This window comes from Oceanobacillus longus (genome assembly GCF_042650085.1).
Classification (GTDB): domain Bacteria; phylum Bacillota; class Bacilli; order Bacillales; family Amphibacillaceae; genus Oceanobacillus; species Oceanobacillus longus.
Genome location: NZ_JBHSAO010000001.1, coordinates 632,978 through 658,601 on the forward strand (window position 1 = coordinate 632,978; position 25,624 = coordinate 658,601).

At 37.0% G+C, this 25,624-nt stretch carries 27 protein-coding genes; 25 read left to right on the plus strand and 2 right to left on the minus strand.

Annotation, left to right across the window (positions count from 1 at the left end; translation table 11 throughout):
* Window positions 1-91: 91 nt before the first annotated feature.
* The 19 genes from spoIIIAC to spo0A all read left to right on the plus strand — a co-directional run bounded on the left by spoIIIAC (window position 92) and on the right by spo0A (window position 15,802).
* Entirely contained in the window at window positions 92-292 is a 201-nt protein-coding gene (spoIIIAC, locus tag ACFOUV_RS03230; RefSeq protein WP_379495317.1) for a stage III sporulation protein AC, read from the plus strand.
* 12 nt (window positions 293-304) lie between these two features.
* Window positions 305-697, plus strand: a complete 393-nt coding sequence (spoIIIAD, locus tag ACFOUV_RS03235) for a stage III sporulation protein AD (RefSeq protein WP_379495318.1) — start codon at window positions 305-307, stop codon at window positions 695-697.
* A gap of 59 nt (window positions 698-756) precedes the next feature.
* The gene (gene spoIIIAE, locus ACFOUV_RS03240) at window positions 757-1,938 is read left to right on the plus strand and encodes a stage III sporulation protein AE (protein WP_379495319.1); all 1,182 of its coding nucleotides are present in this window, start codon (window positions 757-759) and stop codon (window positions 1,936-1,938) included.
* A 10-nt stretch (window positions 1,939-1,948) separates the two neighbouring features.
* Window positions 1,949-2,566 (plus strand): stage III sporulation protein AF, encoded by a 618-nt coding sequence (gene spoIIIAF / locus ACFOUV_RS03245; protein ID WP_379495320.1) that lies wholly within the window; start codon window positions 1,949-1,951, stop codon window positions 2,564-2,566.
* Window positions 2,563-3,189, plus strand: coding sequence for a stage III sporulation protein AG (gene spoIIIAG, locus ACFOUV_RS03250; RefSeq protein WP_379495321.1), 627 nt, complete (start codon window positions 2,563-2,565; stop codon window positions 3,187-3,189). The genes spoIIIAF and spoIIIAG overlap by 4 nt, the downstream gene beginning before the upstream one ends.
* A 13-nt stretch (window positions 3,190-3,202) precedes the next feature.
* Complete coding sequence (locus ACFOUV_RS03255) at window positions 3,203-3,760, plus strand: SpoIIIAH-like family protein (RefSeq protein WP_379495322.1); 558 nt, start codon at window positions 3,203-3,205, stop codon at window positions 3,758-3,760.
* Between the two features lie 281 nt (window positions 3,761-4,041).
* Window positions 4,042-4,542, plus strand: coding sequence for an acetyl-CoA carboxylase biotin carboxyl carrier protein (gene accB, locus ACFOUV_RS03260; protein WP_379495323.1), 501 nt, complete (start codon window positions 4,042-4,044; stop codon window positions 4,540-4,542).
* Window positions 4,543-4,555: 13 nt separating this feature from the next.
* On the plus strand, window positions 4,556-5,914 hold the full coding sequence (gene accC / locus ACFOUV_RS03265; protein ID WP_379495324.1) for an acetyl-CoA carboxylase biotin carboxylase subunit: 1,359 nt from the start codon (window positions 4,556-4,558) through the stop codon (window positions 5,912-5,914).
* Between the two features lie 24 nt (window positions 5,915-5,938).
* Entirely contained in the window at window positions 5,939-6,328 is a 390-nt protein-coding gene (locus ACFOUV_RS03270; protein WP_379495325.1) for an Asp23/Gls24 family envelope stress response protein, read from the plus strand.
* Window positions 6,329-6,476: 148 nt separating this feature from the next.
* On the plus strand, window positions 6,477-6,857 hold the full coding sequence (nusB, locus tag ACFOUV_RS03275; RefSeq protein WP_379495326.1) for a transcription antitermination factor NusB: 381 nt from the start codon (window positions 6,477-6,479) through the stop codon (window positions 6,855-6,857).
* 16 nt (window positions 6,858-6,873) lie between these two features.
* On the plus strand, window positions 6,874-7,731 hold the full coding sequence (folD, locus tag ACFOUV_RS03280; protein ID WP_379495327.1) for a bifunctional methylenetetrahydrofolate dehydrogenase/methenyltetrahydrofolate cyclohydrolase FolD: 858 nt from the start codon (window positions 6,874-6,876) through the stop codon (window positions 7,729-7,731).
* The gene (gene xseA / locus ACFOUV_RS03285) at window positions 7,724-9,079 is read left to right on the plus strand and encodes an exodeoxyribonuclease VII large subunit (RefSeq protein ID WP_379495328.1); all 1,356 of its coding nucleotides are present in this window, start codon (window positions 7,724-7,726) and stop codon (window positions 9,077-9,079) included. The genes folD and xseA overlap by 8 nt, the downstream gene beginning before the upstream one ends.
* Window positions 9,069-9,299: an exodeoxyribonuclease VII small subunit gene (locus tag ACFOUV_RS03290; protein ID WP_379495329.1), complete on the plus strand. Its 231-nt coding sequence runs from the start codon at window positions 9,069-9,071 to the stop codon at window positions 9,297-9,299. The genes xseA and ACFOUV_RS03290 overlap by 11 nt, the downstream gene beginning before the upstream one ends.
* On the plus strand, window positions 9,296-10,186 hold the full coding sequence (locus ACFOUV_RS03295; RefSeq protein ID WP_379495330.1) for a polyprenyl synthetase family protein: 891 nt from the start codon (window positions 9,296-9,298) through the stop codon (window positions 10,184-10,186). Before ACFOUV_RS03290 ends, ACFOUV_RS03295 begins: the two co-directional genes overlap by 4 nt.
* Before the next feature lie 28 nt (window positions 10,187-10,214).
* Window positions 10,215-11,036: a TlyA family RNA methyltransferase gene (locus ACFOUV_RS03300; RefSeq protein ID WP_379495331.1), complete on the plus strand. Its 822-nt coding sequence runs from the start codon at window positions 10,215-10,217 to the stop codon at window positions 11,034-11,036.
* A gap of 43 nt (window positions 11,037-11,079) precedes the next feature.
* A complete protein-coding gene (ahrC, locus tag ACFOUV_RS03305) occupies window positions 11,080-11,529 on the plus strand; it encodes a transcriptional regulator AhrC/ArgR (RefSeq protein ID WP_379495332.1) in 450 nt (149 codons plus the stop codon).
* Between the two features lie 43 nt (window positions 11,530-11,572).
* The gene (recN, locus tag ACFOUV_RS03310; protein WP_379495333.1) at window positions 11,573-13,282 is read left to right on the plus strand and encodes a DNA repair protein RecN; all 1,710 of its coding nucleotides are present in this window, start codon (window positions 11,573-11,575) and stop codon (window positions 13,280-13,282) included.
* 210 nt (window positions 13,283-13,492) lie between these two features.
* The gene (gene spoIVB, locus ACFOUV_RS03315; protein WP_379495334.1) at window positions 13,493-14,767 is read left to right on the plus strand and encodes a SpoIVB peptidase; all 1,275 of its coding nucleotides are present in this window, start codon (window positions 13,493-13,495) and stop codon (window positions 14,765-14,767) included.
* A 255-nt stretch (window positions 14,768-15,022) separates the two neighbouring features.
* A complete protein-coding gene (gene spo0A, locus ACFOUV_RS03320; RefSeq protein WP_379495335.1) occupies window positions 15,023-15,802 on the plus strand; it encodes a sporulation transcription factor Spo0A in 780 nt (259 codons plus the stop codon).
* A gap of 59 nt (window positions 15,803-15,861) precedes the next feature.
* On the opposite strand, the gene ACFOUV_RS03325 is transcribed toward spo0A, so the two are convergent.
* Entirely contained in the window at window positions 15,862-17,208 is a 1,347-nt protein-coding gene (locus ACFOUV_RS03325) for an aspartate kinase (RefSeq protein WP_379495336.1), read from the minus strand.
* Between the two features lie 117 nt (window positions 17,209-17,325).
* Entirely contained in the window at window positions 17,326-17,553 is a 228-nt protein-coding gene (locus tag ACFOUV_RS03330; protein WP_379495337.1) for a DUF2627 domain-containing protein, read from the minus strand.
* A 163-nt stretch (window positions 17,554-17,716) separates the two neighbouring features.
* On the opposite strand from ACFOUV_RS03330, the gene ACFOUV_RS03335 reads away from it, so the two are divergent.
* From ACFOUV_RS03335 to ACFOUV_RS03360, 6 genes are all read left to right on the plus strand, one after another.
* Complete coding sequence (locus tag ACFOUV_RS03335; protein WP_379495338.1) at window positions 17,717-19,765, plus strand: sigma 54-interacting transcriptional regulator; 2,049 nt, start codon at window positions 17,717-17,719, stop codon at window positions 19,763-19,765.
* 177 nt (window positions 19,766-19,942) lie between these two features.
* Entirely contained in the window at window positions 19,943-21,037 is a 1,095-nt protein-coding gene (locus tag ACFOUV_RS03340) for a Glu/Leu/Phe/Val family dehydrogenase (RefSeq protein ID WP_379495339.1), read from the plus strand.
* 38 nt (window positions 21,038-21,075) lie between these two features.
* Window positions 21,076-22,185, plus strand: a complete 1,110-nt coding sequence (buk, locus tag ACFOUV_RS03345; RefSeq protein ID WP_379495340.1) for a butyrate kinase — start codon at window positions 21,076-21,078, stop codon at window positions 22,183-22,185.
* Entirely contained in the window at window positions 22,169-23,590 is a 1,422-nt protein-coding gene (gene lpdA, locus ACFOUV_RS03350) for a dihydrolipoyl dehydrogenase (RefSeq protein ID WP_379495341.1), read from the plus strand. The genes buk and lpdA overlap by 17 nt, the downstream gene beginning before the upstream one ends.
* Before the next feature lie 18 nt (window positions 23,591-23,608).
* Complete coding sequence (locus ACFOUV_RS03355; RefSeq protein WP_379495342.1) at window positions 23,609-24,604, plus strand: thiamine pyrophosphate-dependent dehydrogenase E1 component subunit alpha; 996 nt, start codon at window positions 23,609-23,611, stop codon at window positions 24,602-24,604.
* A gap of 13 nt (window positions 24,605-24,617) precedes the next feature.
* Window positions 24,618-25,601, plus strand: a complete 984-nt coding sequence (locus tag ACFOUV_RS03360; RefSeq protein WP_379495343.1) for an alpha-ketoacid dehydrogenase subunit beta — start codon at window positions 24,618-24,620, stop codon at window positions 25,599-25,601.
* Window positions 25,602-25,624: the final 23 nt, after the last annotated feature.

Sequence of the window (25,624 nt, forward strand, 5' to 3'; positions counted from 1 at the left end):
AAGAAGCGTTTCTTGCATATCAAGCTATTTAAACAACAGAGATGAACATTATGTATGGCGCTGGAGTTGGACTAGAGAAAGGAGCATATTCATGTTTACAGATGCATCCGTTCTTTTCCAGATTGCTGGAATAGGAATAATTGTGGCATTGATTCATACGATTTTAAAACAAATGGGTAAGGAAGAAATTGCCCAGTTTGCTACGTTAATTGGTTTTATTATTGTGCTGGTAATTGTAGTAAATGGACTTTCTGATCTTTTTCAACAAATTAAATCTGTATTTTTGTTCTAGGAGCTAAAGTATATGGATATCCTACAGATTGCTATATTAGGCATCATAGCAAGTATTTTATATATTATTTTAAAAGATATCAACAAATCATTTGCTTTTATCATTATTCTGGTTACTGGAATTATCATATTTCTTGCCATTATCAAACAAATAAGCATTATTTTTGAAATGATACAGACACTGGGCCAAAAGGCAAACATTGAAGGACTATATATGGAAACAATTCTTAAAATAATCGGGATTTCGTATATTGCAGAATTAGGTGCCAACCTCACAAAAGATGCCGGACTTAGTTCTGTTGCCAAGTATATCGAACTCTCAGGAAAAATATTTATTTTATTGTTGGCAGTTCCAATTATTACTGCTGTTATAGAAGCCATTGTAAGCTTTTTACCTTCCATCTAGGACGGTAAGATACAACACTATAAGTAATCTGTTAGGGCTGAAGGGAGCAATTGGGGTGAATGAGATCAAATAAGAATATTATTGTATTTTTTCTTGCATTTATTTTTTTAATAAGTGGACAACCTACCATCTATGCCTCTACAGCCAGTGATGAAATAGAAATTGAAGATGCAATACTTCAGGAAATTTCACTGGATGGTGTGAAAGAATACTGGGACCAGATTGTTAAGGATTATGGAGGATTTCTACCTGATCTGGAAAAGACAAATATCACCGAGTTTATAAAAAATCAAGATTCCTTTTCCTTTAAAAATACAACTATTGCTTTTATAGAGTACTTGTTTCATGAACTTATTTTAAACGGGAAGCTACTCGGAACGCTTTTGATGCTGACATTGTTTTCCGTTGTTTTACAAACGATGCACACGGCATTTGAACAAAGTGCAGTTAGTAAAATTGCCTATTTTGTAATTTATCTTGTCCTTCTATTTATCGCGCTCAACAGCTTTTATTTGGCTGTTTCCTATACACAAGATGCAATTAATGCGATGAAGGGATTTATGATTGCATTGCTTCCACTAGTACTTGGTATGATGGCAACTTTTGGAAATGTCATTTCTGTTTCATTTTTTCATCCAATTATTATATTCCTAATTAATTTCAGCGGAATACTTGTTTCATCTTTCATTTTACCTCTCTTGTTTTTATCCGCACTATTACTAATTGTTAGCAGCATGAATGATAATTATAAGGTGACACATCTGGCGAATCTGTTTAAATCAGTAGGTTTAGGAACACTAGGTGTTTTCCTGACTATTTTTCTAAGCGTAATTTCCGTCCAAGGTACTGCTGCAGCGGTTCAGGATGGTATCGCAATGAAAACAGCTAAATTCATTACGGGTAACTTTATCCCTGTAGTAGGAAGGACGTTCACAGATGCTGCTGATACGATTCTCAGTGCTTCATTGGTTCTTAAAAATGCAGTCGGGATGGCAGGATTATTTATCATTCTTTTAATTGTCCTATTTCCAGCCATTAAAATTGCTGCAATCGCACTAATTTATAAGCTCGCTGCTGCTATCCTGCAGCCTATCGGCGGGGGACCTGTTATAGCAGCTTTAAATACAATTAGCACTTATATTTTGTATATACTTGCATGTCTACTGGCAGTCTCTTTAATGTTCTTATTGGCCATCGTAATTATTATTTCTGCAAGTAATATAACAATTCTGCTGAGATAGGGTGAGTTCGATGGATGTCATTATCCAATGGGTAACACAAATTATTTTATTTATTGTCATTGCTTCAATTATCGACTTGCTAATCCCGGCAGACACCATGAAGAAATATGTCAAATTGGTTGTAGGATTAATATTAATTTTAATTCTATTAAAACCAATTTTCCATGTATTTAATACAGACATTCAGAAGGCCATCGAAACATCGATAAACGAACTGGATCAGGAATTTAAATCGGATGAAAACATAGAAAATCAGATTGAATTTCAAAAAAAAGAAATACAGGGCAGTCAACATGCATATATTTTAGAACAAATGGCTGTCCAACTGAAAAATTTAGCAGCGGACCCCTTGAAGGAAGAATATCAGGTCGAGATAACAACGATGGAGTTTCGCTTTAATGATACCCAGGATATTTCCTTCGAGGAGCTTACAGAAGTCATTGTTTATATAAATGAAGCACAAAACGGGGAGGGAGCGGTGAATACAGTTGAAGATGTGGTAATAAATTCTCAACGTAATCAGGAAGAACCCGAGGAGGATCTCTCAGAAATTGAAGTTTTATTAATGGAAGTATGGGAGTTGACAGATAAGAAAGTATCTATTTATTGGGAGGGGGGGACATCTTGAAGAATAAATTGGAGGATTTCTTTCGACCAAAAAAAGAGGGTGGTGACAAGCCTCCATCAAAAAGAATTGGGTATCTTATCATACTAGGGCTGGCTGGAGTATTCCTGATTATAATCAGTAATATTTTTTCGTCAGAAGAGGAACCCGATATAATTATGCAGTCTCAAAATGAAGTTCAGAATTCATCGCAGGCTGACAATTCAGCAGAGTTATCTGCTTCTGATATAAAAGAGCTGGAAAACAGCTTGGAGCAAGAACTGGCAGAAATGCTTAATAAAATAAAAGGGGTAACAGAGACAGAGGTAATGGTAAATCTCGATGCAACGAGTGCTCATGTTTATGAAAAGAACTTAATGAAGGGGCAGCAGACGACAGATGAAAATGATACAAATGGTGGGACGAGGAAAATCGAAGACCATACTGAAGAGAATCAAGTTGTACTCGTTCGAAAAGGAGATCAGGAAGTTCCTTTACTGATACAAACGAAACAACCGGAAGTAAGAGGCGTATTTGTAGTAGCAAGAGGGGCTGACCATCCGTCTCTTAAAAGTCAGATAGTTGAAGCCATTTCACGAGTTCTTGATGCTCCAACTCATAAAATCTCTGTAATGCCAAAAAACTAAGGAGGAATTATTAATGTTAAAAAAACAAACAGTGTGGCTTTTAACAATGTTAAGTCTTATGATTGTACTAAGTGTTTATTATATCATTTCACCAAGTAGTGAAGATTTGGCCTATATTGATGATGGACAAGCAAATTCTGAAGAAACTACGAGTACGGGAACAGAGGAGTCAGAGTCAAATGACGCCGAAGTAAACAACATCACAAACTTGGGGAAAGATGAATTGTTTACAACAATCAGAATGGAAATACTAGATGACAGAAGCATGAAAAAGGATCGTTTAACAGATATTGTTGCTTCAGCATCCGCAAACACAGATGAAAAGGAACAAGCGATGAAAGACATTGATGTACTAGAGGATCTGACTACAAAAGAATCTATTCTTGAAGAGCAAATAATTGGGGCAACCGAATATCAAGATGTTTTGGTTAGATCAGATGGTCAAAAAGTTCATGTCCATGTAAAAGCTGATCAACTATCAGAAACAGAAGTTGTAAATATTATGCAGATGGTTCGTGACGAATTCGGTGAAATCACCGCTGAAGTTAACTTTCAACCAACTGGTGAGTAGCGTATATATACCTTTCGTAAAACTTTAAAAACAATGAATTGACCCAGACGATTTCCCCGTCTGGGTTTTGTAATTTCTGTTTCTTTTCCATTCGCAATGATACTTGAATACTGGTATAATTAATTTGAAATCTATAATCAGTAATACAAACATGCACGTGCAGACTTGATGTTTTGTACTCTTTTATCGTACTATGTTAAGGGGAGTTATTAGTACCTAATAATAATTTTGATGAAAAATCTGTATCCACATAAACTATGAAAACTAGAGGGGTGCCGGAAATGTTAAAAGTTCAGGAAATAAGAGAGATAATAAAATTGATTGATCAATCAAGTATATCTGAGTTTACGTATGAAACGAATGGGACAAGCGTTTCTCTGAAAAAAAACAACCAAGATATAAATCAAAAACCTTTTGTAGAAACAGAAACGATTGAAACACAGTTCAAGCAAGAAGAAAAGCCGCCAGTTCAGGAGAAATCAGAACAGGTACAGACAGAAATAAAGAACAGTTCTGAAAATCAAACTAGCAGTGTTAACTACGATTTTGAAATAGTTTCACCTATGGTTGGGACCTTCTATACATCATCCTCCCCGGAGAATGACCCATTTGTTGCAGAAGGAAGTTCTGTTGAACCAGATACTGTCGTATGTATTGTAGAAGCAATGAAATTATTTAATGAAATTGAAGCAGAAGTATCTGGTGATATTGTAGAAATTATCGCAGAGAATGGTGAACTAGTAGAATATGGGCAACCATTATTCCGAGTAAAGAAAAAATAAGGGGATGGAGCAATTGATTAAGAAGCTGTTAATTGCTAACAGGGGAGAGATTGCAGTCCGGATTATACGAGCTTGCAAGGAACTCGACATAGAAACTGTAGCTGTCTTTTCAGAAGCAGATAAAGAATCATTACATGTTCAATTGGCGGATGAAGCCTATTGCATTGGACCAAAGCTAAGTAAAGACAGCTATCTGAATTTCACAAATATAATAAGTGTAGCTACATTGACAGGAGTCGATGCAATCCATCCTGGTTATGGATTTTTGGCTGAAAACGCCGACTTTGCGGAGATTTGCAAAGCTTGCAATATTATTTTTGTTGGACCAACCCCTGAAGCAATTCAAAAAATGGGAATAAAAGATGTTGCCAGAGAGACAATGAAGAAAGCAAATGTACCAATTGTTCCTGGCTCTGAAGGAATAATTAAAAATGAAGATCAAGCGATGGAAGTTGCAAGTGTCATAGGATACCCGGTTATCATTAAAGCTACCGCAGGCGGTGGCGGTAAAGGGATCCGTGTTGCCAGGTCCGAAGAAGAGTTAATTAAAGGAATTCGGGTTACACAGAAAGAAGCAGAAACGGCTTTTGGCAACCCGGGAGTTTACATTGAAAAATTCATTGAAGACTTTCGCCATGTGGAAATCCAGGTACTGGCTGATCAATTTGGCAATACCGTACATCTTGGTGAAAGGGATTGTACCATACAACGAAGATTACAGAAACTCATAGAAGAAACCCCTTCACCGGCCTTAACAGCTGATATACGGGAAAGAATGGGTGAGGCATCAGTTAATGCCGCCAAGGCTGTAAACTATGTAGGTGCAGGCACAATTGAATTTATTTTTGACAGGAACAGCAAAGAATTCTATTTTATGGAAATGAACACCCGTATCCAAGTTGAACATCCAGTTACAGAGATGGTGACCGGAGTGGACTTAATCAAGGAACAAATTCGAATTGCAAATGGAAATCCACTCTCCTTTAAACAGGAGGATATTGAATTTAATGGTTGGGCGATTGAATGCAGAATTAATGCGGAAAATCCCTTTAAAAACTTTATGCCTTCTGCAGGTGAGATTAAAATGTATCTACCACCTGGTGGATTTGGTGTCAGAGTTGATTCTGCAGCATATACAGGCTATAAAATACCCCCTTATTACGATTCAATGATTGCCAAACTGATTACGTATGCTCCAACTAGGGAAGAAGCAATAAAGCGGATGAAACGGGCGCTGGATGAATTTGTAGTTGAAGGAGTCCATACAACAATTCCGTTCCACCATTTAATTATGAATCACGAAGTATTTTTAGATGGTGACTTTAATACCAATTTTTTGGAAGAGAATCCAATTCTCGAAAAAGAAATGTAATTATATGTTAGAAGGAGTGATATCATGAGTGAACAACCCTTATTAGAAGTAAGTGATAACACTGCGTTAGGAAAAGTGGAAATTGCTCCTGAAGTTATAGAGGTTATTGCTGGGATTTCTGCCACAGAAATAGAAGGCCTTTTTGCGATGAGAGGTAACTTCGCCTCTGGTGTAGCAGAGCGTTTAGGTAAAAAAGCTCATAGTAAAGGTGTAAAAGTGGAACTTACTGATGACGGGGTAGCCATTGATATGTATGTAATTTTAAAGTTTGGTGTATCCATTCCACAAATTGCACAGGAGCTCCAAACCAATATTAGACTGACGCTGGAAACAATGACAGCAATTAAATTGCAGGAAGTAAATATCCATGTCGTCGGTATACACATGGAAGGAAAAGAAGACGCTGAAGAGTGAAGCAATTTTATTGCACAGGCCAGATTTTACCCTTGGCCTGTGCTTTATTCATTTATTTTAACCAATAGATAGTTTCTAGCAAAGCCATGTTAATCATGTTATTATTTGTAGGAGTATACTATTGGTAATAAAAAGGAGTTTATGATCAATGAAGCGACATACAGCAAGAGAAAAAGCATTCCAGATACTTTTCCAACTGGATATAAATGATAATGAACCAAAACAGGCCATTGAAGCGTTTCTGGAGTCGGAAGAGAGCGACGAGTTTTTGAAAATGCTGGTAGAAGGTGTTACAGCGCATAGAGAAAAGATAGATTCAATCATTTCGGACAATCTTGAAAACTGGACGATTAATCGAATTGCTTCTGTTGAACGAACGATTCTTAGAATTGCTACTTTTGAATTACATTTCATCGAAGAAGTTCCTAAAAATGTATCGATTAACGAAGCAGTCGAATTAGGAAATACATATGGTGATGACAAATCAGGAAAGTTCATCAATGGTGTACTATCAAAGATAATTGCATAAGGGGGAAGCTAGGGTTATGACAGCACAAATTATTAATGGAAAAGAATTGTCTGCTGAATTAAAGCAGGAAATGAAAGTAGAGGTCGAGGGTTTAAAGCAAAAAGGTTTGACACCACATTTAACCGTCGTATTAGTTGGGGATAATCCTGCATCCAAATCCTACGTTAAAGGAAAGGAAAAAGCTGCTGAGATTACAGGTATTTCTTCCTCGTTAATTGAATTACCATCTTCAACAAGTGAGGATGAATTGCTTCAACTAATTAACGAACTGAATGATGATAAGTCTGTTCATGGTATTCTCGTTCAACTTCCTCTTCCAGACCAAATCAGGGAACAGCAAGTAATTGAAGCAATTCATCCGGATAAAGATGTGGATGGTTTTCATCCAAGCAATATTGGGAAAATGATGACAGGTGAGGATACCTTCTTGCCATGCACACCTTTTGGAATCATAACGATGCTAAAATCAAAGGCTATTGAAATGGAAGGAAAGCATGCAGTTGTCATTGGTCGGAGTAATATTGTTGGTAAACCTGTTGGGCAACTTCTTCTAAATGAAAATGCAACCGTAACGTATTGTCATTCAAAAACGAAGAATATGAAAGAAATAGCTGCAAACGCGGATATTTTAATTGCTGCAATTGGCAAAGCACATGCAATCACAGCTGAGTATGTAAAAGAGGGTGCTGTTGTGATAGATGTAGGAATTAATCGCCAACCTGATGGTAAACTTACCGGTGATGTTGATTTTGAAAGTGTAAAAGAAATAGCTTCTTATATTACACCAGTACCAAAGGGTGTCGGACCAATGACAATTACGATGCTTCTTAAAAATACGATAAAAGCAGCAAAAGGACTGTCTGGAATTGAATGATAAATACTTAACAGTTACTGCACTGACTAGGTATATGAAACGAAAGATGGATACTGACCCCCATTTGAGAAATTTATGGCTGCGTGGTGAAATTTCTAATTTTAAGCATCATAGTCGTGGACATATGTATATGACCATCAAGGACGATCAGTCTAAAATTCAGTCCGTTATGTTTGCAGGCAATAATAGAAATATGAAATTCAGACCTGAGAATGGCATGAATGTACTGATTAAAGGAGAAATTAGTGTATATGAAGCATATGGACAGTACCAGCTTTATATTCAGCAAATGGAACCAGATGGAATTGGTGCATTGTATCTAGCTTTTGAACAATTAAAAGAAAAATTACATAAGGAAGGTCTCTTTGACCCTATCCACAAAAAACAAATACCTGAATTTCCAGAACATATCGGAGTTATCACTTCACCTACAGGAGCTGCAGTAAGAGATATTATAACAACCATTAAAAGAAGATATCCTATCGTCTCCATCACCGTCATCCCTGTACTTGTGCAGGGTCCACAAGCAACCGTATCCATTCAGGAAGCAATCGATACGGCAAATAGCAAGGGGAATTTCGATACGTTGATTGTTGGTCGTGGTGGGGGATCCATTGAGGAACTATGGAGCTTTAATGAAGAAGCCGTGGCAAGAGCTATTTTCAATTCAAAAATTCCGATAATTTCAGCAGTGGGGCATGAGACAGATATTACGATTAGCGACTACACTGCTGACCTTCGTGCACCCACTCCTACAGGTGCTGCTGAGCTTGCAGTTCCATCTCAAACAGAATTGACGGACCGTATCACGGTAATGAGAAGAACACTTACAAGAGATATCAATAGAGAAATAGTCAGCAGTAAAAACTATTTTGCACGATTATTACAATCTTATGCATTTCGTTATCCTGAACAATTACTGAAACAGAAAGAACAGGAATTGGACAGCTATATGGAACAGCTACAACGGGGATTTGTACAAAACAGAAAACAAAATGAAGCAGCTTTTACGCATCTATTCAGGAGACTTGCTTCTCAGCATCCTGCCAAGCAGTTAGAACAAGCTAAAAGTAATTTGAACAATGCACTTAAGCAACAAAATAATTCCATGTCACAAATTCTCGAAAAGAAGTCCGTAAATTTAGCCAATAATATGGATAAATTAACGTTAGTAAACCCTTTGGAAATAATGAAACGCGGCTTCGCTTTACCCTATACATCAGATGGGAAAATAATAAAGTCTGTAAAGAAAGTAAAACAAAATGAATCTATAACCGTTAATTTGAGCGATGGGAATCTTAGCTGTCAGGTCTTAACTATTGAGGAGGATCCAACAAATGGAAAATGAATCTATATCCTTTGAGGAAGCAATGGAAAAACTGGAAACAATTGTATCGAAGCTTGAAGAGGGTGATGTACCGTTGGAAAAGGCAATCAATTATTACCAGGAAGGTATGAATCTTTCTAAAATTTGCGGAGATAAGTTAAAAAATGTACAGGAAAAAATGACACAAATTTTGAATGAGCAAGGTGAATTGGAACCTTTTGATGTACAGGAGGAAGAATGAACGTGAAAACGAAGCTTTCGGACTATATAAATAACTACAGAGAAAAGATTGAAAAAGAATATAAACACTATTTACAGAATCTTTCTATTCCAATTCAATTAAAGAACTCCATGCTTTATTCTTTGGAAGCAGGTGGAAAAAGGCTTCGTCCAGTTCTTTTACTTGCAAGTTATGAAGCATATGGTAGTGACATTCAAAAAGTGCTTTCATCAGCAGTCGCACTGGAAATGGTTCATACTTATTCTCTGATCCATGATGATTTACCTGCAATGGACGATGATGATTATCGTCGGGGGAAATTAACCAATCATAAAGTTTTCAATGAAGCTACTGCAATCTTGGCTGGAGATGCTTTGTTGACATACAGCTTTGCATTAATTGCTAACGATCCATTACTGAATGACAGAGAAAAAGTCAATATTATTAGTCGACTTTCTGTTTGTAGTGGTCCAAAAGGAATGGTTGGAGGACAGATTCTTGATATGGAAGCAGAAAACAAAGCCGTTTCTTTGGATGAAATGGAGCAAATCCACGCATTAAAGACTGGAGAACTACTTAAATTTGCTATCTATACCGGAGCATATGTTGGTAAAGCAACGGATAAACAACTATCTCATTTAACTGATTTTGCATATTACCTTGGGTTGATATTTCAAGTACAGGACGATATTTTGGATGTAACCGGCGAACAGGAAAAGATAGGTAAACCGGTTGGCAGTGATGAAGGGAATCTGAAAAGCACCTATCCGAAACTATTAGGTTTAAACGGGGCTATTCTGCAAAAAGAGGTATATGTAGAGAAGGCTAAACAAGCGTTGCAAGATGCAGGTGCTCAAACGTCAAATTTAATGGATTTAACGGATTACTTCAGTAACAGGGATCACTAAAAAAAGTTCTTAGTAAAGGATATTTCATATGAGGAAAAAACGACTGGATGAATTATTGGTCGAAAGACATTTAATCGAAAACTTAGATAAAGCAAAGCGTGTTATTATGGCGGGCTTAGTTTTTTCTAAACAGGTAAGACTTGATAAGCCAGGTATGAAGGTAGAGGAAGATTCACCATTAACCATAAAAGGAAAAGAAATACCCTATGTTGGGCGTGGAGGGTTAAAGCTAGAAAAAGCATTAAAATATTTTTCTATTGCTGCAAAGGATAGAATCTTTATAGATGTCGGATCATCAACAGGGGGATTTACAGATTGCGCTCTTCAACATGGTGCCCTTCTTAGTTATGCGATTGATGTTGGATACAATCAATTGGATTGGAAATTAAGAAATGATAATCGAGTTGTAGTTATGGAGCGAACAAATTTCCGGCACGTTACTCCTGATATGTTAAAACAAGGTGTTCCTGATTTAGCCTCCATTGATGTCTCATTTATTTCACTCAAATTGATTTTCCCAGTACTAAAACAACTTTTGTCAAAAAACAGTGATGTCATAGCCTTGATTAAACCACAATTTGAGGCGAAGAAAGAACAGGTGGGTCATAAAGGTATTGTTAGAGACGGACAAGTACATGAGGATGTTCTAGATAGGGTTATTACGTTTGCCGAGAAAGAAGGGTACACACTCATTAATTTGACGCATTCCCCAATAACTGGAGGAGAAGGAAATATTGAATTTCTTGCGCATTTCGGATGGAAGAAAGAAATAAAGAATGAACGAAAACCTACCGATATCGAGAAAATTGTAGAAGAAGCGCACCGATTATTATATGTACCAAAAAAATAATGGCAAGGCTTTGTATATCCGAATGCTAATTAAGGGGGCAATTATGAGTAAAATTCAGCGCCATATTAAAATACGTGAATTAATAACGGAAAATGTAATTGAAACGCAGGATGATCTTGTCGATCGACTAAAGTCTCTTGGATACAATGTGACCCAGGCAACCGTATCCAGAGACATTAAAGAACTTCAACTTGTTAAAGTACCTACAGTAGCAGGACACTATAAATACAGCCTACCTGCAGATCAGCGCTTCAATCCTCTTGAAAAACTAAAACGGTTAATTGTTGATGCCTTTGTGAAAATTGAGTATGCAAGTCATTTTATCATCTTGAAAACGTTACCTGGAAATGCGCAAGCTGTTGGCGCTCTCATTGATAATCTTGATTGGGATGAAATTATGGGAACGATTTGCGGAGACGACACGTGCTTAATTATTTGTAGAACACCTGATCATGCAGCTGAAATCAAAAATCGATTTATTGGTATGCTTTAGTTTTAATTGAAAATATTTCTCTTGATTGGGGTGATGAATAACTGTGCTTACAGAATTATCGATTCGGGATTTTGCTATCATCGATGAAATATCGATTACATTTAATGAGGGATTGACAGTATTAACAGGAGAAACCGGCGCAGGAAAATCAATTATTATTGACGCCATTCAATTATTGGCTGGTGGAAGAGGCTCTGTCGAATATGTCAGACATGAAGCTAAAAAAGCTGATATTGAAGGCTTATTTAGTATTGATAATAAAAAACATCCAATTTATGCTACGGGGAACCAGTATGGGATTGAAATCCAGGATGAGCAAGTTGTTCTGCAGCGTACAATTACCGCTTCAGGTAAGAGCATTTGCAGAGTAAACAGTAAATTAGTCACGCTTGCTATTTTGAGGGAATTCGGAAAAACATTGATTGATATTCACAGTCAGCATGAAACTCAATCATTAATGGATAATGATAGTCACCTCGATTTTCTGGATATGTATGAACCGAAAAAAATTTCAAAAGCAAAAGAGGAATATACCCAACTCTATAATAAGCTAGATACTTTAAAAAAAAGATATCAGAAATTGAATGATAACGAACAGGAAATGGCTCATCGGGTCGATTTACTTGAATTTCAAATGAATGAGCTTGAGCAGGCAAATCTTTCCCCGAATGAAGATGACCTACTCGAGGATGAAAGAAAGTCGCTTGCTAACTTTGAGCGCATTCATACAGCACTACAGGATGCATACAATGCGTTATATGGGGAACAAAGAGGACTCGAATGGCTGAACCAAGCTCAACTGGCTTTACAGGATAACAGCACTTATGATTCATTTTTAGCCGATAAGGCTGAAGAAATGTCCAATCACTATTTTACACTTGAAGAGCTGACATATGACTTGAGAAATCAGATCGACAGTCTACAATTTAACCCAGAACGTTTAAATGAAATTGAGTCCAGGCTTGATGAAATAAACCGTTTAAAAAAGAAATACGGAACAACTGTAAATGAAATTATGGAATACATGGCAAAAATCGAAGAAGAGTTGGAACAAATCACGAACAAAGACTCTCATCTAACTGTATTGCTGGAACAAATTGAAGAGACTGAAAAAGATGCTTTATTGGAAGCAAAACAACTCCATGATATTAGAAAACAAGCAGCCGATTCATTAACAAAGGATATTTATAAAGAACTTAAAGGGCTTTACTTAGAAAAATCAGCATTTTCAATTGCTTTTGATGAAAACAGTACGAAAGCAAGACCAACACTTCATAAAAATGGGTTTGACCATATTCGTTTTCTTATCTCAACAAACACAGGAGAACCTTTAAAAGAACTTTCTAAAGTTGCGTCTGGTGGGGAGCTTTCGAGAATCATGCTTGCCTTGAAGAAGATATTCTCCAAACATCAAGGCATAACAAGTGTTATATTTGATGAAGTCGACACTGGTGTCAGCGGAAGAGTAGCACAATCGATTGCTGAGAAGATTTATCAGATTTCGAAGGATTCACAAGTATTAGTTATCACACATCTTCCACAGGTAGCTGCAATGGCAGATACGCATAAGTTCATTGAAAAAAACGAAAAAAATAAGCGAACTTCCACAAATGTTAAAGAACTTACCAAAAACGATCAAATTGAAGAATTAAGCAGAATGATTACAGGAACCAAATTGACAGAAACTGCAAAAGATCACGCAAAAGAAATGCTCGGACTTGCATCTACATTTAAATTAAATAAAAAAGGATAAAATTCTTAAAAAACCGGAAAATATAGTAACCGGTTTTTTATTTTTCCTTTTTTAACAATTTAAGCAAATTATTTTTTCAAATACCCATATAGAGACACACTTATACGCAATTTGCAATAAATGTAATAGGAAATGTTACACATATATCATAAGTTTCTCCAGTTTAATTTGTTCCTGTTCAGGTCAAATTAGGCTTACAGAACTAGAGATATGTGGTGGGTTGGGAGGAGGAGAGTGATTCGATTGAAAGAAAAACAACAGAAAAATGTTACGTTTTTGCGATATAGTGTACTTCTCGTTATTTTATCTGTATTTTCCATTTTCCAATTTGGAACTGGACAGGTAAGCTTTGCATCACCTGACGAGACAATGACCTTTCAAAATCAATCCGAGATCGGACTTCCAATTAACAATAAAAATAGAAGTGAAATCAACACCTTAACGAGTCATGAATCTCTAGCCACATCTGCTTTTCCAATGAAAAAAGTTAGCGGTTCAGATTTAAGTAATATTCACGTCATTCCAGGTGGACAATCCATTGGTGTTAAATTGAGCACCCGAGGCGTCCTCGTAGTTGGTCATCATTTAGTTAATGGGGATAAAGGAATGTCCTCTCCCGGTGAAGAAGCAAAAATAAATGTTGGTGATGTAATATTAAAAATCAATGGAGATTCTGTGAAGGAAATGGGCGATATCAAAGCTTATGTAGAAAAAGCGGGACAAGGTCATAATAAAATTGACCTAACGATTAAGCGCGGTAAAGAAACAATAAAAACATCTCTTTTACCAGTCCTTGATGAAAAAGAAAATGAATATAAGATTGGTTTATATATACGTGACTCTGCTGCGGGAATTGGAACGATGACATTTTATGAGCCAGAATCGAAAAAATATGGAGCATTAGGGCATATCATTTCAGATATGGACACAAAAAAGCCGATTGAAATTAATAATGGTACCATTGTTAATTCCTCTGTTACGTCGATCGAAAAAGGGAATAATGGGATACCAGGCGAAAAGCAGGCTAAGTTTTCAATTGAAGAAGATAAAATTGGTACAATCACTAAAAATACACCTTATGGTATATTTGGTACGCTAGAAGAAAAGATAAAAAATGAAAAGTATAACAAGCCTTTACCAGTGGCACTTTCACATGAGGTTAAAGAAGGTCCGGCAAAAATTCTGACCGTGGTGGAAGATGAAAAAATTGAAGAATTTGATATAGAAATCGTAAGCAGTATCCCACAAAAATTTCCTGCCACCAAAGGCATGGTTATTCAAATAACAGATCCTCGATTACTGAAAAGTACAGGGGGAATTGTACAGGGAATGAGTGGAAGTCCAATTATTCAGGATGGTAAAGTTATCGGTGCAGTAACACATGTATTTGTAAATGATCCCACTTCTGGTTATGGTGTTCATATAGAGTGGATGTTACAAGATGCAGGAATCGCAGCAAAAAAACCAGACAAGAATGCAGCATAATTAAAGCTTGTAGTGGTAATTCCATTACAAGCATTTTTCTATTGGTAATTTTTTTAATATTTGTTATAATATACTTATAAATATTTTTCGACAAACTCATCAATGTAAATATCGAACATTATCGAAAACCGTAGAAAAATAAAGCAAATCAAAGAAATACAAAATAAAACTAAAGTTTTTCAATAAAAAAGAGGATATTTACATTTTTTGTAGAATAAGTACAGAGGATACCAGTTAAAAGGGAGGAACAATATTTTGGATAAAATTTCAGTATGCTTAGTAGACGACAACCGAGAGTTGATTCAGTTAATGGGGGAATACTTCGAGGAACAAGATGATATTGAAGTCATAGGTACTGCTTATAATGGCAGAGATTGCATTACTATGCTTGAACAAAAGGATCCAGATGTATTAATTTTGGATATCATTATGCCCCATATAGATGGATTGGCTGTTTTAAATACATTAAGAACTATGGAGAGAAAAAAGAAGCCAAATGTAATCATGCTAACTGCCTTTGGCCAGGAAGAAGTTATGAAAAAGGCTGTGGACCTTGGTGCCTCTTATTTTATTTTAAAACCATTTGATATGGAAAATTTAGCGGATCAAGTACGTCAAGTTAAAGGGAATACTTCGCTTAGTCCTAATAGAAGTAAATCCACAAAAGTGGAGAGAAAAAAACAAGATTTAGAAGCTAATATCACGAATATAATTCACGAAATCGGAGTTCCTGCCCACATTAAAGGCTATATGTATTTAAGGGAAGCGATTACAATGGTTTACAACGATATTGAACTTCTTGGCTCCATTACGAAGGTCCTTTATCCAGATATTGCTAAAAAATTCAATACGACAGCTTCAAGAGTGGAAAGAGCCATCCGACATGCGATCGAGGTTGCATGGAGCAGGGGTAACATCGATTCTATTTCGGCCTTATTCGGTTATACAATTAATATTTCAAAAGCAAAACCAACAAATTCGGAATTTATCGCAATGGTTGCTGATCGTCTACGCCTGGAACACCGAGTAAGTTAAATAAAAAAGAAAAAATATTACTGCAAGTATATCAGTAATATTTTTTCTCATTTATGCAGTTATTCAAAAAAAGATGTATAAAGTGATTGAATTGCCTTATCAATTTCAGAGGCATTAATACCAAACATCATGGATACTTCAGATGACCCCTGATTAATCATTTCAATATTCACACCTGCTTTGGCAAAAGCGGATGTAGCCTTTTCCGCAACTCCGATAGTATTTACAAGACCTTCACCAACAACCATGATCACTGCAAGATCTCTATGAATACTTACGGTGTCAACACGTAACTCTTCTTTGATGCGATTGACTACACTATTTTCCTTTTCAGCAGTAAATCTTTTGTCTCTAAAGATTACGGACATGTCATCAATACCAGAAGGTGCATGTTCAAATGAGATGCCTTCATCCTCAAAAATATTTAAAAGCTTACGCCCAAAGCCAATTTCGCGGTTCATTAAGAATTTACTTACATATAAACTGCAAAAACCGGTATCACTTGCAATTCCAACGACACATTTCTCGCTAGCTTCTTTTTCAGCAACGACTAACGTGCCAGGTGCTTCCGGATTGTTCGTATTTTTAATACAGACAGGAATTTTTTCCCTGAAAGCAGGAATTAATGCTTCGTCATGGAAAACGGAAAATCCTGCATAGGATAATTCGCGCATCTCTTTATACGTTAGAATAGTGATTTCCTTAGGATTTCTTACAATATTTGGATTTACGCTATACACCGAATCAACATCTGTAAAATTCTCATACATTTCTGCTTTTACTCCAGCAGCAATAATAGAACCAGTAATATCCGAACCTCCTCTTGAGAATGTTACCAAATTACCTTCTTTGGAATAACCAAAAAATCCAGGAATTACCAGGATACCTTCTTTTTCATGAAGTGAATAAATTTTATCAAAACTCTCAGGCAGTATTTGAGCATTTCCCGGTTCGTTACTAACAATAATCCCAGCTTCCTGAGGATTTATGTAGAATGCAGGTAGACCTTGATCAGTAAGATAAGCACTCAGTATCTTAGCAGAACTATCTTCTCCTATTGCTTTGATAGCATCCATCCTACTTTCTAATGGCCCTTCTACACTTAAAGCTGATTTTATACTATGTTCGATTTCATCCAATACGGATAAATCTAATTTCAGTTCTTCTATAATTTCACTAAACCGATTCTTAACAGATGATAGATTTTCTTCATATGCCTCTCCATTGTGGTAGGCTGTACCTAGCGCAATCAACATATCCGTCATCTTAATATCATCGCTAAATCTTTTTCCTGGAGCGGACACCACGATAAACTTTCTGTCCTGATCGCTTCTGATGATATTTCCTACTTTCGTTAACTGTTCTGCATTTGCTACTGAGCTTCCCCCAAATTTCGCTACTTTCATTACTTAATCCCCCTGAAACACTTGATTTTTTATTAATATATCATATTTATAGGATAAATCGTTGAAATATATTAAAAAAGGCAGTTAATTACTTATCTTCAATTAATCGTTTATGTTCTATTTATCCTTCAGTTCTTTTTGTTTTTTTCTATCGCGGTAAACAATAAACCCACCGAGAAAAAGTATGCTTCCTATAAAGAGCAGCAGACCGAAAACAAATTGAATGCTTGCATAAAAGAAAATCGGATAAAAATCGTCAAAAATAGTATCTCGCATTAATTTAATTCCAAATGCCGCTAGAGCTCCAGGTATAAATAATAAAAGAAATGCAATAAATCTCACCATTTCAGCTCAGTTTCCTCTCTGATGATTTTATTTTTATATGAGTAAACATCGAATCAAGTATAACAAAAATTAAATAAAATAGGAATGTTAGACTATTTGCTAAACACTGCATATTAAAGTAAAATAAAGGCATGCAAAATACTGCAAGGTGGGCTGATATGAGATGAAGCGAGTACTTATTGTTGGAGCAGGCAAAGGGGGAAGTGCCTTATTATATCTTCTTTTGGAAACGGAACGTATGGAAATTGCGGCAGTTATTGATATTGATGAAAATGCTAAAGGACTAAAGTTAGCTAGCCTTTCAGGTATCCCTGTCGGATCAGATTGGAAAGCCTGGCTGAAAATGGATATTGATATCGTTATTGAAGCAACCGGCAATGAACACGTTTTAAAGGATATTGTATCAGAAAGGCCTAGTAAGACAGTTGTTATCCCTGGTTCCGTAGCTTACATCATTTCTGAATTGCTTTATGAGAAGGAATCGCTTCTTAACGAATTGAAGCACCAAGCAAATCGTCAAGAGTTATTATTAAATCATATACATGACGGAATGATAGTGATTGACGAGAGAGAACGTATTCAATTTATAAACAAAAGTGCCGAAAAAATACTTCATAAAACAAGAAAACAATTCCAAGGTAGAAATATCACAGAACTAGTTGAGACGTCTAGGCTTCCGCATGTACTACAGACTCAGAGGAAAGAAGTAAATCAAAAACTGGTATTGGAGAACCGAAAAAAGGTTGTTTCCACCAGAATACCAATCATTAATGAAATCGGTGAGTTGGTTGGTGCCTTTGCTGTATTTAAGGATATTACAGAAGTGATGAAGCTTGCAGAAGAGAATACAGATTTAAACGAAATTAAAACAATGCTTGAAGCAATAATTAGATCATCAGATGAGGCGATTAGCGTTGTAGATGAGAATGGGAATGGGCTAATGATTAATCCGGCATATACCCGAATAACAGGGTTAAACGAGAAAGATGTTATTGGATTTCCAGCAACCGTTGATATCTCTGAGGGAGAAAGCATGCACATGAAGGTTCTTCAAACAAGAAGAGCTGTCCGCGGAGTACGGATGAAAGTTGGGCCTGGTGAAAAAGAAGTTATTGTAAACGTTGCTCCGGTTATCGTTCATGGAGTCATAAAAGGTAGTGTAGGCGTACTACATGATGTAACAGAAATTCAGTCACTAACGAAGGAATTAAAACGGGCACGCCAAATTATTCGGAATTTGGAAGCAAGATATACATTTGATGATATTATTGGTAGTTCTTCCGAGATGAAACTAGCTCTTGAACAAGCGAGAGTTGGAGCAAAAACACCTGCAACCGTACTTTTAAGGGGAGAATCTGGAACTGGCAAAGAGCTTTTTGCTCACGCCATCCATAATGAGAGTAATCGAAAGCATAATAAATTTATCCGCGTAAATTGTGCCGCCATCGTGGAGTCATTACTGGAGAGTGAATTATTCGGTTATGAAGACGGGGCCTTTACAGGAGCCAAGCGTGGAGGAAAAAAAGGTCTATTTGAAGAAGCAAATCATGGTAGTATTTTTTTGGATGAGGTAGGAGAGCTCTCCCTGAATATGCAAGCTAAACTACTTCGGGTATTGCAGGAACATGAAATCGTCAGGGTGGGAGCTTCAAAACCTATATCTATTGACGTACGTATAATCACTGCAACCAATGTAAATCTTGAAAAAGCCATCATGAATCATACATTCAGAGAGGATCTATATTACCGACTTAATAAGTTACCAATATTCATTCCTTCTGTAAAAGAAAGACGAAGTGACTTACCCGAGTTAATTCAACATATCATCCAAAAAATAAATATGGATTACGGTAGAAGTGTACGATCAATTTCTAATGAAGCATTAGATAATTTAATGAATTATGACTGGCCCGGTAATGTACGAGAACTTGAAAACGTGATTAGTCGTGCTATGATCTTCATGGGTATAAATGAGGAAGTTATTACAAAAGAATACATACCGGGGCTGCGAAGTCATGCAATAGGAACGTCCCATTCCTTTTCTAAACGGAAAGAAGAAAATTCGTTGCAGCATGCGATGGAGGAATTTGAAAGAGACTATATTTATAACATATACAAACAAAATAATTTTAATAAAACAAAGACTGCTAAGACGTTAAATATTTCCATTCGTAATTTGTATTACAAAATGGAAAAATATCATATTGATTAATATTGCATGCAATAAATTGCACCAATGAAATATTTTGCATCATTTAGTTGCTGATATAAGACGTTTTCACCTTATTAGTAATTGGCACGATATTTGCAATAATATTAATGGAGCATATTTAGACACTCAACTTTAGATTAATTAGGATGCTAGCAATTTAAAATAGGAGGAATCCATATGGAAATCTTTACACACTTAGAGAAGTATGATTACGAGCAATTGGTATTTTGTCAAGATAAGAATTCAGGCTTGAAAGCAATTATTGCAATACACGATACAACACTTGGGCCTGCATTAGGCGGAACGAGAATGTGGACATATGAATCTGAGGAAGATGCTATTGTAGATGCACTCCGTTTAGCGAAGGGGATGACCTATAAGAATGCTGCTGCTGGACTAAATTTGGGTGGAGGAAAAACCGTAATCATTGGTAATCCGAGAACAGACAAAAACCCGGAAATGTTTCGTGCTTTTGGACGCTATATACAAGGCTTAAATGGTAGGTATATTACTGCAGAAGATGTTGGGACAACAGAACAGGATATGGATCTCATTCATTTGGAGACAGACTTTGTTACAGGGACTACTTCTTATGCAGGTGCATCCGGAAATCCATCACCAGTCACAGCTTATGGGGTTTATAAAGGAATAAAAGCTTCAACGAAGGAAGCCTTTGGTAACGAATCTCTGGCTGGTAAGAGAGTGGCTGTACAAGGTGTTGGTAACGTTGCCTATGCGCTTTGCGAATATCTTCACCAAGAAGGGGCCGAATTAATTGTTACAGATATTAATAAAAATGCCGTAAAGCGAGCGGTTGATGCTTTTGGTGCAAAAGCTGTAGATCCGAATGATATATATGCTGTTGACTGTGATATCTATGCCCCATGTGCATTGGGCGCAACCATAAATGATCATACAATACCTATACTGAAAGCTAAAGTGATAGCTGGATCTGCTAATAACCAACTCCAAACAACAAATCATGGAGATATTATTCATGAAAAGGGAATTGTTTATGCACCAGATTATGTAATTAATGCAGGTGGAGTCATTAATGTTGCAGATGAGCTGGTAGGTTATCATTCTGAACGTGCAATGAAAAAGGTGGAAATGATTTATGATAGTTTAGAGCGCGTATTCGAAATCTCTAGACGTGATAATATTCCAACATATGTTGCAGCAGATCGTATGGCAGAGGAGAGAATTCAATCTGTAAGAAATTCTAGAAGTCAGTTTTTACTTAATGAACAACACATCTTGAGTAAAAGATAATTTTCATTGAAATAAATAAACAAACGGAGGTTAAGACGTTGCAGTCAGAGTATAGAGTATTGGTTATTAACCCGGGGTCCGATTCTACTCAAGTTGGCGTCTTTGATGATGAAAGATGTATTTTTGAGAAAGAAATTATACATCAACCAGAACATTTACGGAATTACAATTGGATAATGAAACAGTCTGAGTACAGAAAACAAGCTATTTTAGATGTGATGGATTATGAAGGAATCAATCTTTCGAAGCTGACAGCGGTTTGTGGAAAGGGTGGTCTGCTTTGCCCCATAAAAGGTGGAACATATAAAGTAAATGCTGCAATGTTATATGACCTAAGAACTGCAACTTATGGAGAACATATATCCAACCTTGGCGGAGTTATTGCTTACGAGATTGCTTCCGGACTGAATATAGACGCCTATATCGTTGATCCCGTAGTAGTAGATGAACTAGTAGAGGTAGCAAGATTCTCCGGTATTCCGGAAATATCGAGGAGAAGTATCTTTCATGCGCTAAATCATAAAGCTGCAGGAAGAAAAGCAGCAGCTCATCTCCAGACCGTCTATGAAGATCTCAATCTTATCATTGTTCATATGGGTAAAGGCATCACAATCGGTGCTCATCAAAAAGGGAAAGTTATCGATGTCAATAATGGACTTGATGGAGATGGCCCATTCACTACAGAACGCTCTGGGAGCCTTCCGATAGGAGATTTGATACGTCTATGTTTCTCTAAAAAGTATACAAAAGAGGAAATGTTGAAAAAAATTGTAGGTAATGGCGGAGTAATGGCATACCTCGGTACATCAAGTCTGTATGAAGTCGAGAGTATGATGAAATCCGGAGATACAAATGCAAAAAACGTTTATGACGCAATGGCATATCAAATTTCAAAAGAGATCGGATCCATGGGGGCCGTCCTATCTGGAGACGTTGATGCTATCGTATTTACTGGATTCTTGAGTTACGAATCTAAATTAATTGAAATCATTACAAAACGGGTAAATTGGATAGCAGATATATTCATATATCCGGGAGAAAATGAATTAATTGCCTTAAACGAAGGGGCTTTACGAGTACTACGAAACGAAGAGAATTACTTATATTATTCTGCTAATGAGGAGTGGAACGATGACCAAAGAGTATGATTTAGCAATACTGGGTGGAGGGACCGGTGGATATGTCGCAGCAATCAGAGCCTCGCAGCTTGGATTGCAAGTGGCAATCGTAGAAAAGGGAGAATTAGGTGGAACTTGCCTTCACAAGGGTTGCATCCCATCTAAAGCATTACTTCGCAGTGCTGAAGTATTCAGGCAGACTTTAAATGCAGCAGAATTTGGAGTTGAAACAAATAATACAACATTAAATTTCACTAAAGTTCAGGAAAGAAAAGCGATGATAGTTGATGGATTACATCAGGGTGTAAAAAGCTTAATGAAAAAAGGGAAAATTGATGTCTTCGAAGGCTTCGGTCGAATATTAGGCCCTAGTATTTTTTCTCCAATGCCAGGTACGATATCTATTGAATACGAGAATGGTGAAGAAAATACAATGATCGTACCTAAAAATGTCTTAATAGCAACTGGATCCAGACCGAAATCGCTGCCAGGTCTAGAAATCGATGGTCATTTTGTTATGAGTTCAGATGATGCACTAAATATGGAAGAGTTGCCGGAATCCATCCTTATAATCGGGGGTGGGGTAATTGGAATTGAATGGGCCTCTATGCTTGCTGATTTTGGTGTAAAAGTCACGGTAATTGAATATCTTAATCAAATTTTACCAACAGAAGACGAAGAAATAGCCAAAGAGATGGAACGTCTTCTAAAGAAGAAAAATATAAACTTTATAAAAAATGCAAAAGTGTTACCCGATACACTTACAACAGATGATGGTGTATCCATTACTGCAGAACTGAATGCAGAAAAACAAACATTCAAAGCTGAAAAAATACTTGTATCGGTAGGAAGAGAAGCAAACACAGCGAATATTGGTATTGAAAATACCGATATTCTTCTTAATAACGGATATATTGAGACAAATAAATACTTTCAATCAAAAGAAACACATATTTACGCAATTGGTGATGTTATTGGAGGTATGCAACTTGCACACGTTGCTTCTCATGAAGGCATCATATCTGTAGAACATATGGCAGACCAGAACCCGCAGTCTATCAACTATGATAATATACCCTCTTGTATATATTCGAGCCCAGAAGCTGCAAGGGTGGGACTAACTGAAAAAGGTGCTATTGAAAAAGGTTATAGCATAAAGACCGGAAAATTCCCTTTTAAAGCTGTTGGTAAAGCACTTGTATACGGTGAATCAGAAGGTTTTGTAAAAATAATAGCTGACAAAAATACAAATGATTTGTTAGGGGTGCATATGATTGGCCCCCATGTTACAGATATGATTTCAGAAGCTGGACTTGCGAAAGTACTTGATGCGACCCCGTGGGAAATCACACAATCCATACACCCACATCCTACTTTATCAGAAGTTATAGGAGAAGCGGCATTGGCTGTTGATGGAAAACAAATTCATGGATAAATAAGGAGGTATATTTTCATGTTGGCAAATCGACATAGAGATTTGGGCTTAACAGATGATCAGGTACTGGAAATGTTTAGAACAATGCTTTTGGCTAGAAAACTTGATGAGAGAATGTGGCTACTAAATCGTTCCGGGAAAATTCCCTTCGTCATTTCTTGTCAAGGGCAGGAAGCAGCACAAGTTGGTGCATCGTTCGCACTAAATAGAGATATCGATTACGTAGCCCCATACTACAGAGATATGGGGATTGTTCTCGCTTTTGGTATGACAGCAAACGAATTAATGCTGTCAGCTTTCGCGAAAGAAGACGATCCAAATTCTGGCGGAAGACAAATGCCTGGTCATTTTGGGCAAAAGAAAAACAGGATTTTAAGTGGTTCATCACCGGTAACGACCCAAGTACCCCATGCAGTAGGAGTTGCACTTGCTGCTAAAATGGAGAAAAAAGATTTTGTTTCTTTCGTTACATTAGGGGAGGGTTCCTCTAATCAGGGAGATTTCCATGAAGGGCTGAATTTTGCAGGTGTTCATAAATTACCAGTAATTACGATGGTCGAAAATAATAAATATGCAATTTCTGTTCCATATGAAAGACAAGTTGCCAGTAAAAATGTGGCGGACAGGGCGCAAGGTTATGGTATGCCAGGGGTTACCGTGAATGGTAATGATCCGTTAGCAGTATATCAAGCTGTAAAAGAAGCGAGAAAGCGCGCTGCAGCGGGGGATGGCCCAAGTTTGATAGAGGCTGTTTCCTATCGCCTTACAGCGCATTCGAGTGATGATGACGATTCTACGTATCGCGAAAAAAATGAAGTGGATGAAGCTCGTAAAGAAGATTCGATTATAACTTTTGCAAATTACTTAAAAGAAGCCAAGGTTTTAACAGAGGAAGCAGAAAAGAAACTAATCGATGAAATAATGATTATTATAAATGAAGCGACTGATCTGGCCGAAAATGCTTCTTATGCAGAGGCGGAACATGCGCTTAAATATGTTTACGAAGAAAAATAGGGAGGGGATTTTTATGCCCGTAATGTCTTATATCCAAGCAATCACAACGGCTTTAAGGGAAGAAATGCAACGCGACAAAAAAGTATTTATCTTAGGAGAAGATGTCGGTAAAAAAGGTGGTGTATTCCGAGCCACTGACGGATTATATGATGAATTTGGAGAAGATCGCGTCCTGGATACTCCACTAGCTGAATCTGCTATAGCAGGTGTTGGGATTGGTGCTGCAATGTACGGTCTCCGTCCGGTCGCAGAAATGCAGTTTGCTGATTTCATCATGCCAGCAGTAAACCAAATTATTTCAGAAGCCGCTAAGATGAGATATCGTTCGAATAATGACTGGAGCGCACCAATTACGATACGCGCACCCTATGGCGGGGGTGTACACGGAGCCCTTTACCATTCACAATCTGTTGAAGCTGTATTTGCAAATCAACCTGGATTAAAAATTGTGATGCCATCAACGCCTTACGATGCAAAAGGACTACTTAAAGCTGCCATTCGTGATAATGATCCAGTTCTATTCTTTGAACATAAACGCGCATATCGATTACTAAAAGGGGAAGTTCCTGCGGATGATTATGTTCTTCCGATTGGAAAAGCAGATGTAAAAAGAGATGGAAAAGATATAACCGTCATCACGTATGGATTATGTGTTCATTTTGCATTACAGGCAGCAGAAAAATTGGCTGAAGATGGCATTGATGCTCATATCCTCGATTTGCGTACGGTTTATCCACTTGATCAGGAATCGATCATAGAAGCTGCGAAGAAGACTGGAAAAGTATTACTAATTACAGAAGACAATAAAGAAGGCAGTATCATAGGTGAAGTAGCCGCAATCATAGCCGAGAATTGTTTATTTGATTTGGATTCACCTATTCAGAGACTTGCTGGTCCGGATATTCCATCGATGCCCTATGCACCCCCAATGGAAAAGTATTTTATGATGAATCCAGACAAAGTGGAAAAAGCAATGCGGGATTTAGCAGAATATTAATGGTTAATCAAGGAGGGATTTAC

Excerpts from the sequence above, each read along its gene's own strand:
- ACFOUV_RS03295 (WP_379495330.1), top strand. The coding sequence starts at position 9,296 with ATGAACGTGAAAACGAAGCTTTCGGACTATATAAATAACTACAGAGAA.
- ACFOUV_RS03340 (WP_379495339.1), top strand. The coding sequence starts at position 19,943 with ATGGAAATCTTTACACACTTAGAGAAGTATGATTACGAGCAATTGGTA.
- spoIIIAC (WP_379495317.1), top strand. The coding sequence starts at position 92 with ATGTTTACAGATGCATCCGTTCTTTTCCAGATTGCTGGAATAGGAATA.
- spoIIIAE (WP_379495319.1), top strand. The coding sequence starts at position 757 with ATGAGATCAAATAAGAATATTATTGTATTTTTTCTTGCATTTATTTTT.
- spoIIIAD (WP_379495318.1), top strand. The coding sequence starts at position 305 with ATGGATATCCTACAGATTGCTATATTAGGCATCATAGCAAGTATTTTA.
- ACFOUV_RS03360 (WP_379495343.1), top strand. The coding sequence starts at position 24,618 with ATGCCCGTAATGTCTTATATCCAAGCAATCACAACGGCTTTAAGGGAA.
- ACFOUV_RS03290 (WP_379495329.1), top strand. The coding sequence starts at position 9,069 with ATGGAAAATGAATCTATATCCTTTGAGGAAGCAATGGAAAAACTGGAA.
- nusB (WP_379495326.1), top strand. The coding sequence starts at position 6,477 with ATGAAGCGACATACAGCAAGAGAAAAAGCATTCCAGATACTTTTCCAA.
- ahrC (WP_379495332.1), top strand. The coding sequence starts at position 11,080 with ATGAGTAAAATTCAGCGCCATATTAAAATACGTGAATTAATAACGGAA.
- lpdA (WP_379495341.1), top strand. The coding sequence starts at position 22,169 with ATGACCAAAGAGTATGATTTAGCAATACTGGGTGGAGGGACCGGTGGA.
- ACFOUV_RS03325 (WP_379495336.1), bottom strand. The coding sequence starts at position 17,208 with ATGAAAGTAGCGAAATTTGGGGGAAGCTCAGTAGCAAATGCAGAACAG.
- folD (WP_379495327.1), top strand. The coding sequence starts at position 6,874 with ATGACAGCACAAATTATTAATGGAAAAGAATTGTCTGCTGAATTAAAG.
- ACFOUV_RS03330 (WP_379495337.1), bottom strand. The coding sequence starts at position 17,553 with ATGGTGAGATTTATTGCATTTCTTTTATTATTTATACCTGGAGCTCTA.
- spoIVB (WP_379495334.1), top strand. The coding sequence starts at position 13,493 with ATGTGGTGGGTTGGGAGGAGGAGAGTGATTCGATTGAAAGAAAAACAA.
- ACFOUV_RS03335 (WP_379495338.1), top strand. The coding sequence starts at position 17,717 with ATGAAGCGAGTACTTATTGTTGGAGCAGGCAAAGGGGGAAGTGCCTTA.
- spoIIIAF (WP_379495320.1), top strand. The coding sequence starts at position 1,949 with ATGGATGTCATTATCCAATGGGTAACACAAATTATTTTATTTATTGTC.
- accB (WP_379495323.1), top strand. The coding sequence starts at position 4,042 with ATGTTAAAAGTTCAGGAAATAAGAGAGATAATAAAATTGATTGATCAA.
- ACFOUV_RS03255 (WP_379495322.1), top strand. The coding sequence starts at position 3,203 with ATGTTAAAAAAACAAACAGTGTGGCTTTTAACAATGTTAAGTCTTATG.
- ACFOUV_RS03355 (WP_379495342.1), top strand. The coding sequence starts at position 23,609 with ATGTTGGCAAATCGACATAGAGATTTGGGCTTAACAGATGATCAGGTA.
- ACFOUV_RS03300 (WP_379495331.1), top strand. The coding sequence starts at position 10,215 with ATGAGGAAAAAACGACTGGATGAATTATTGGTCGAAAGACATTTAATC.
- ACFOUV_RS03270 (WP_379495325.1), top strand. The coding sequence starts at position 5,939 with ATGAGTGAACAACCCTTATTAGAAGTAAGTGATAACACTGCGTTAGGA.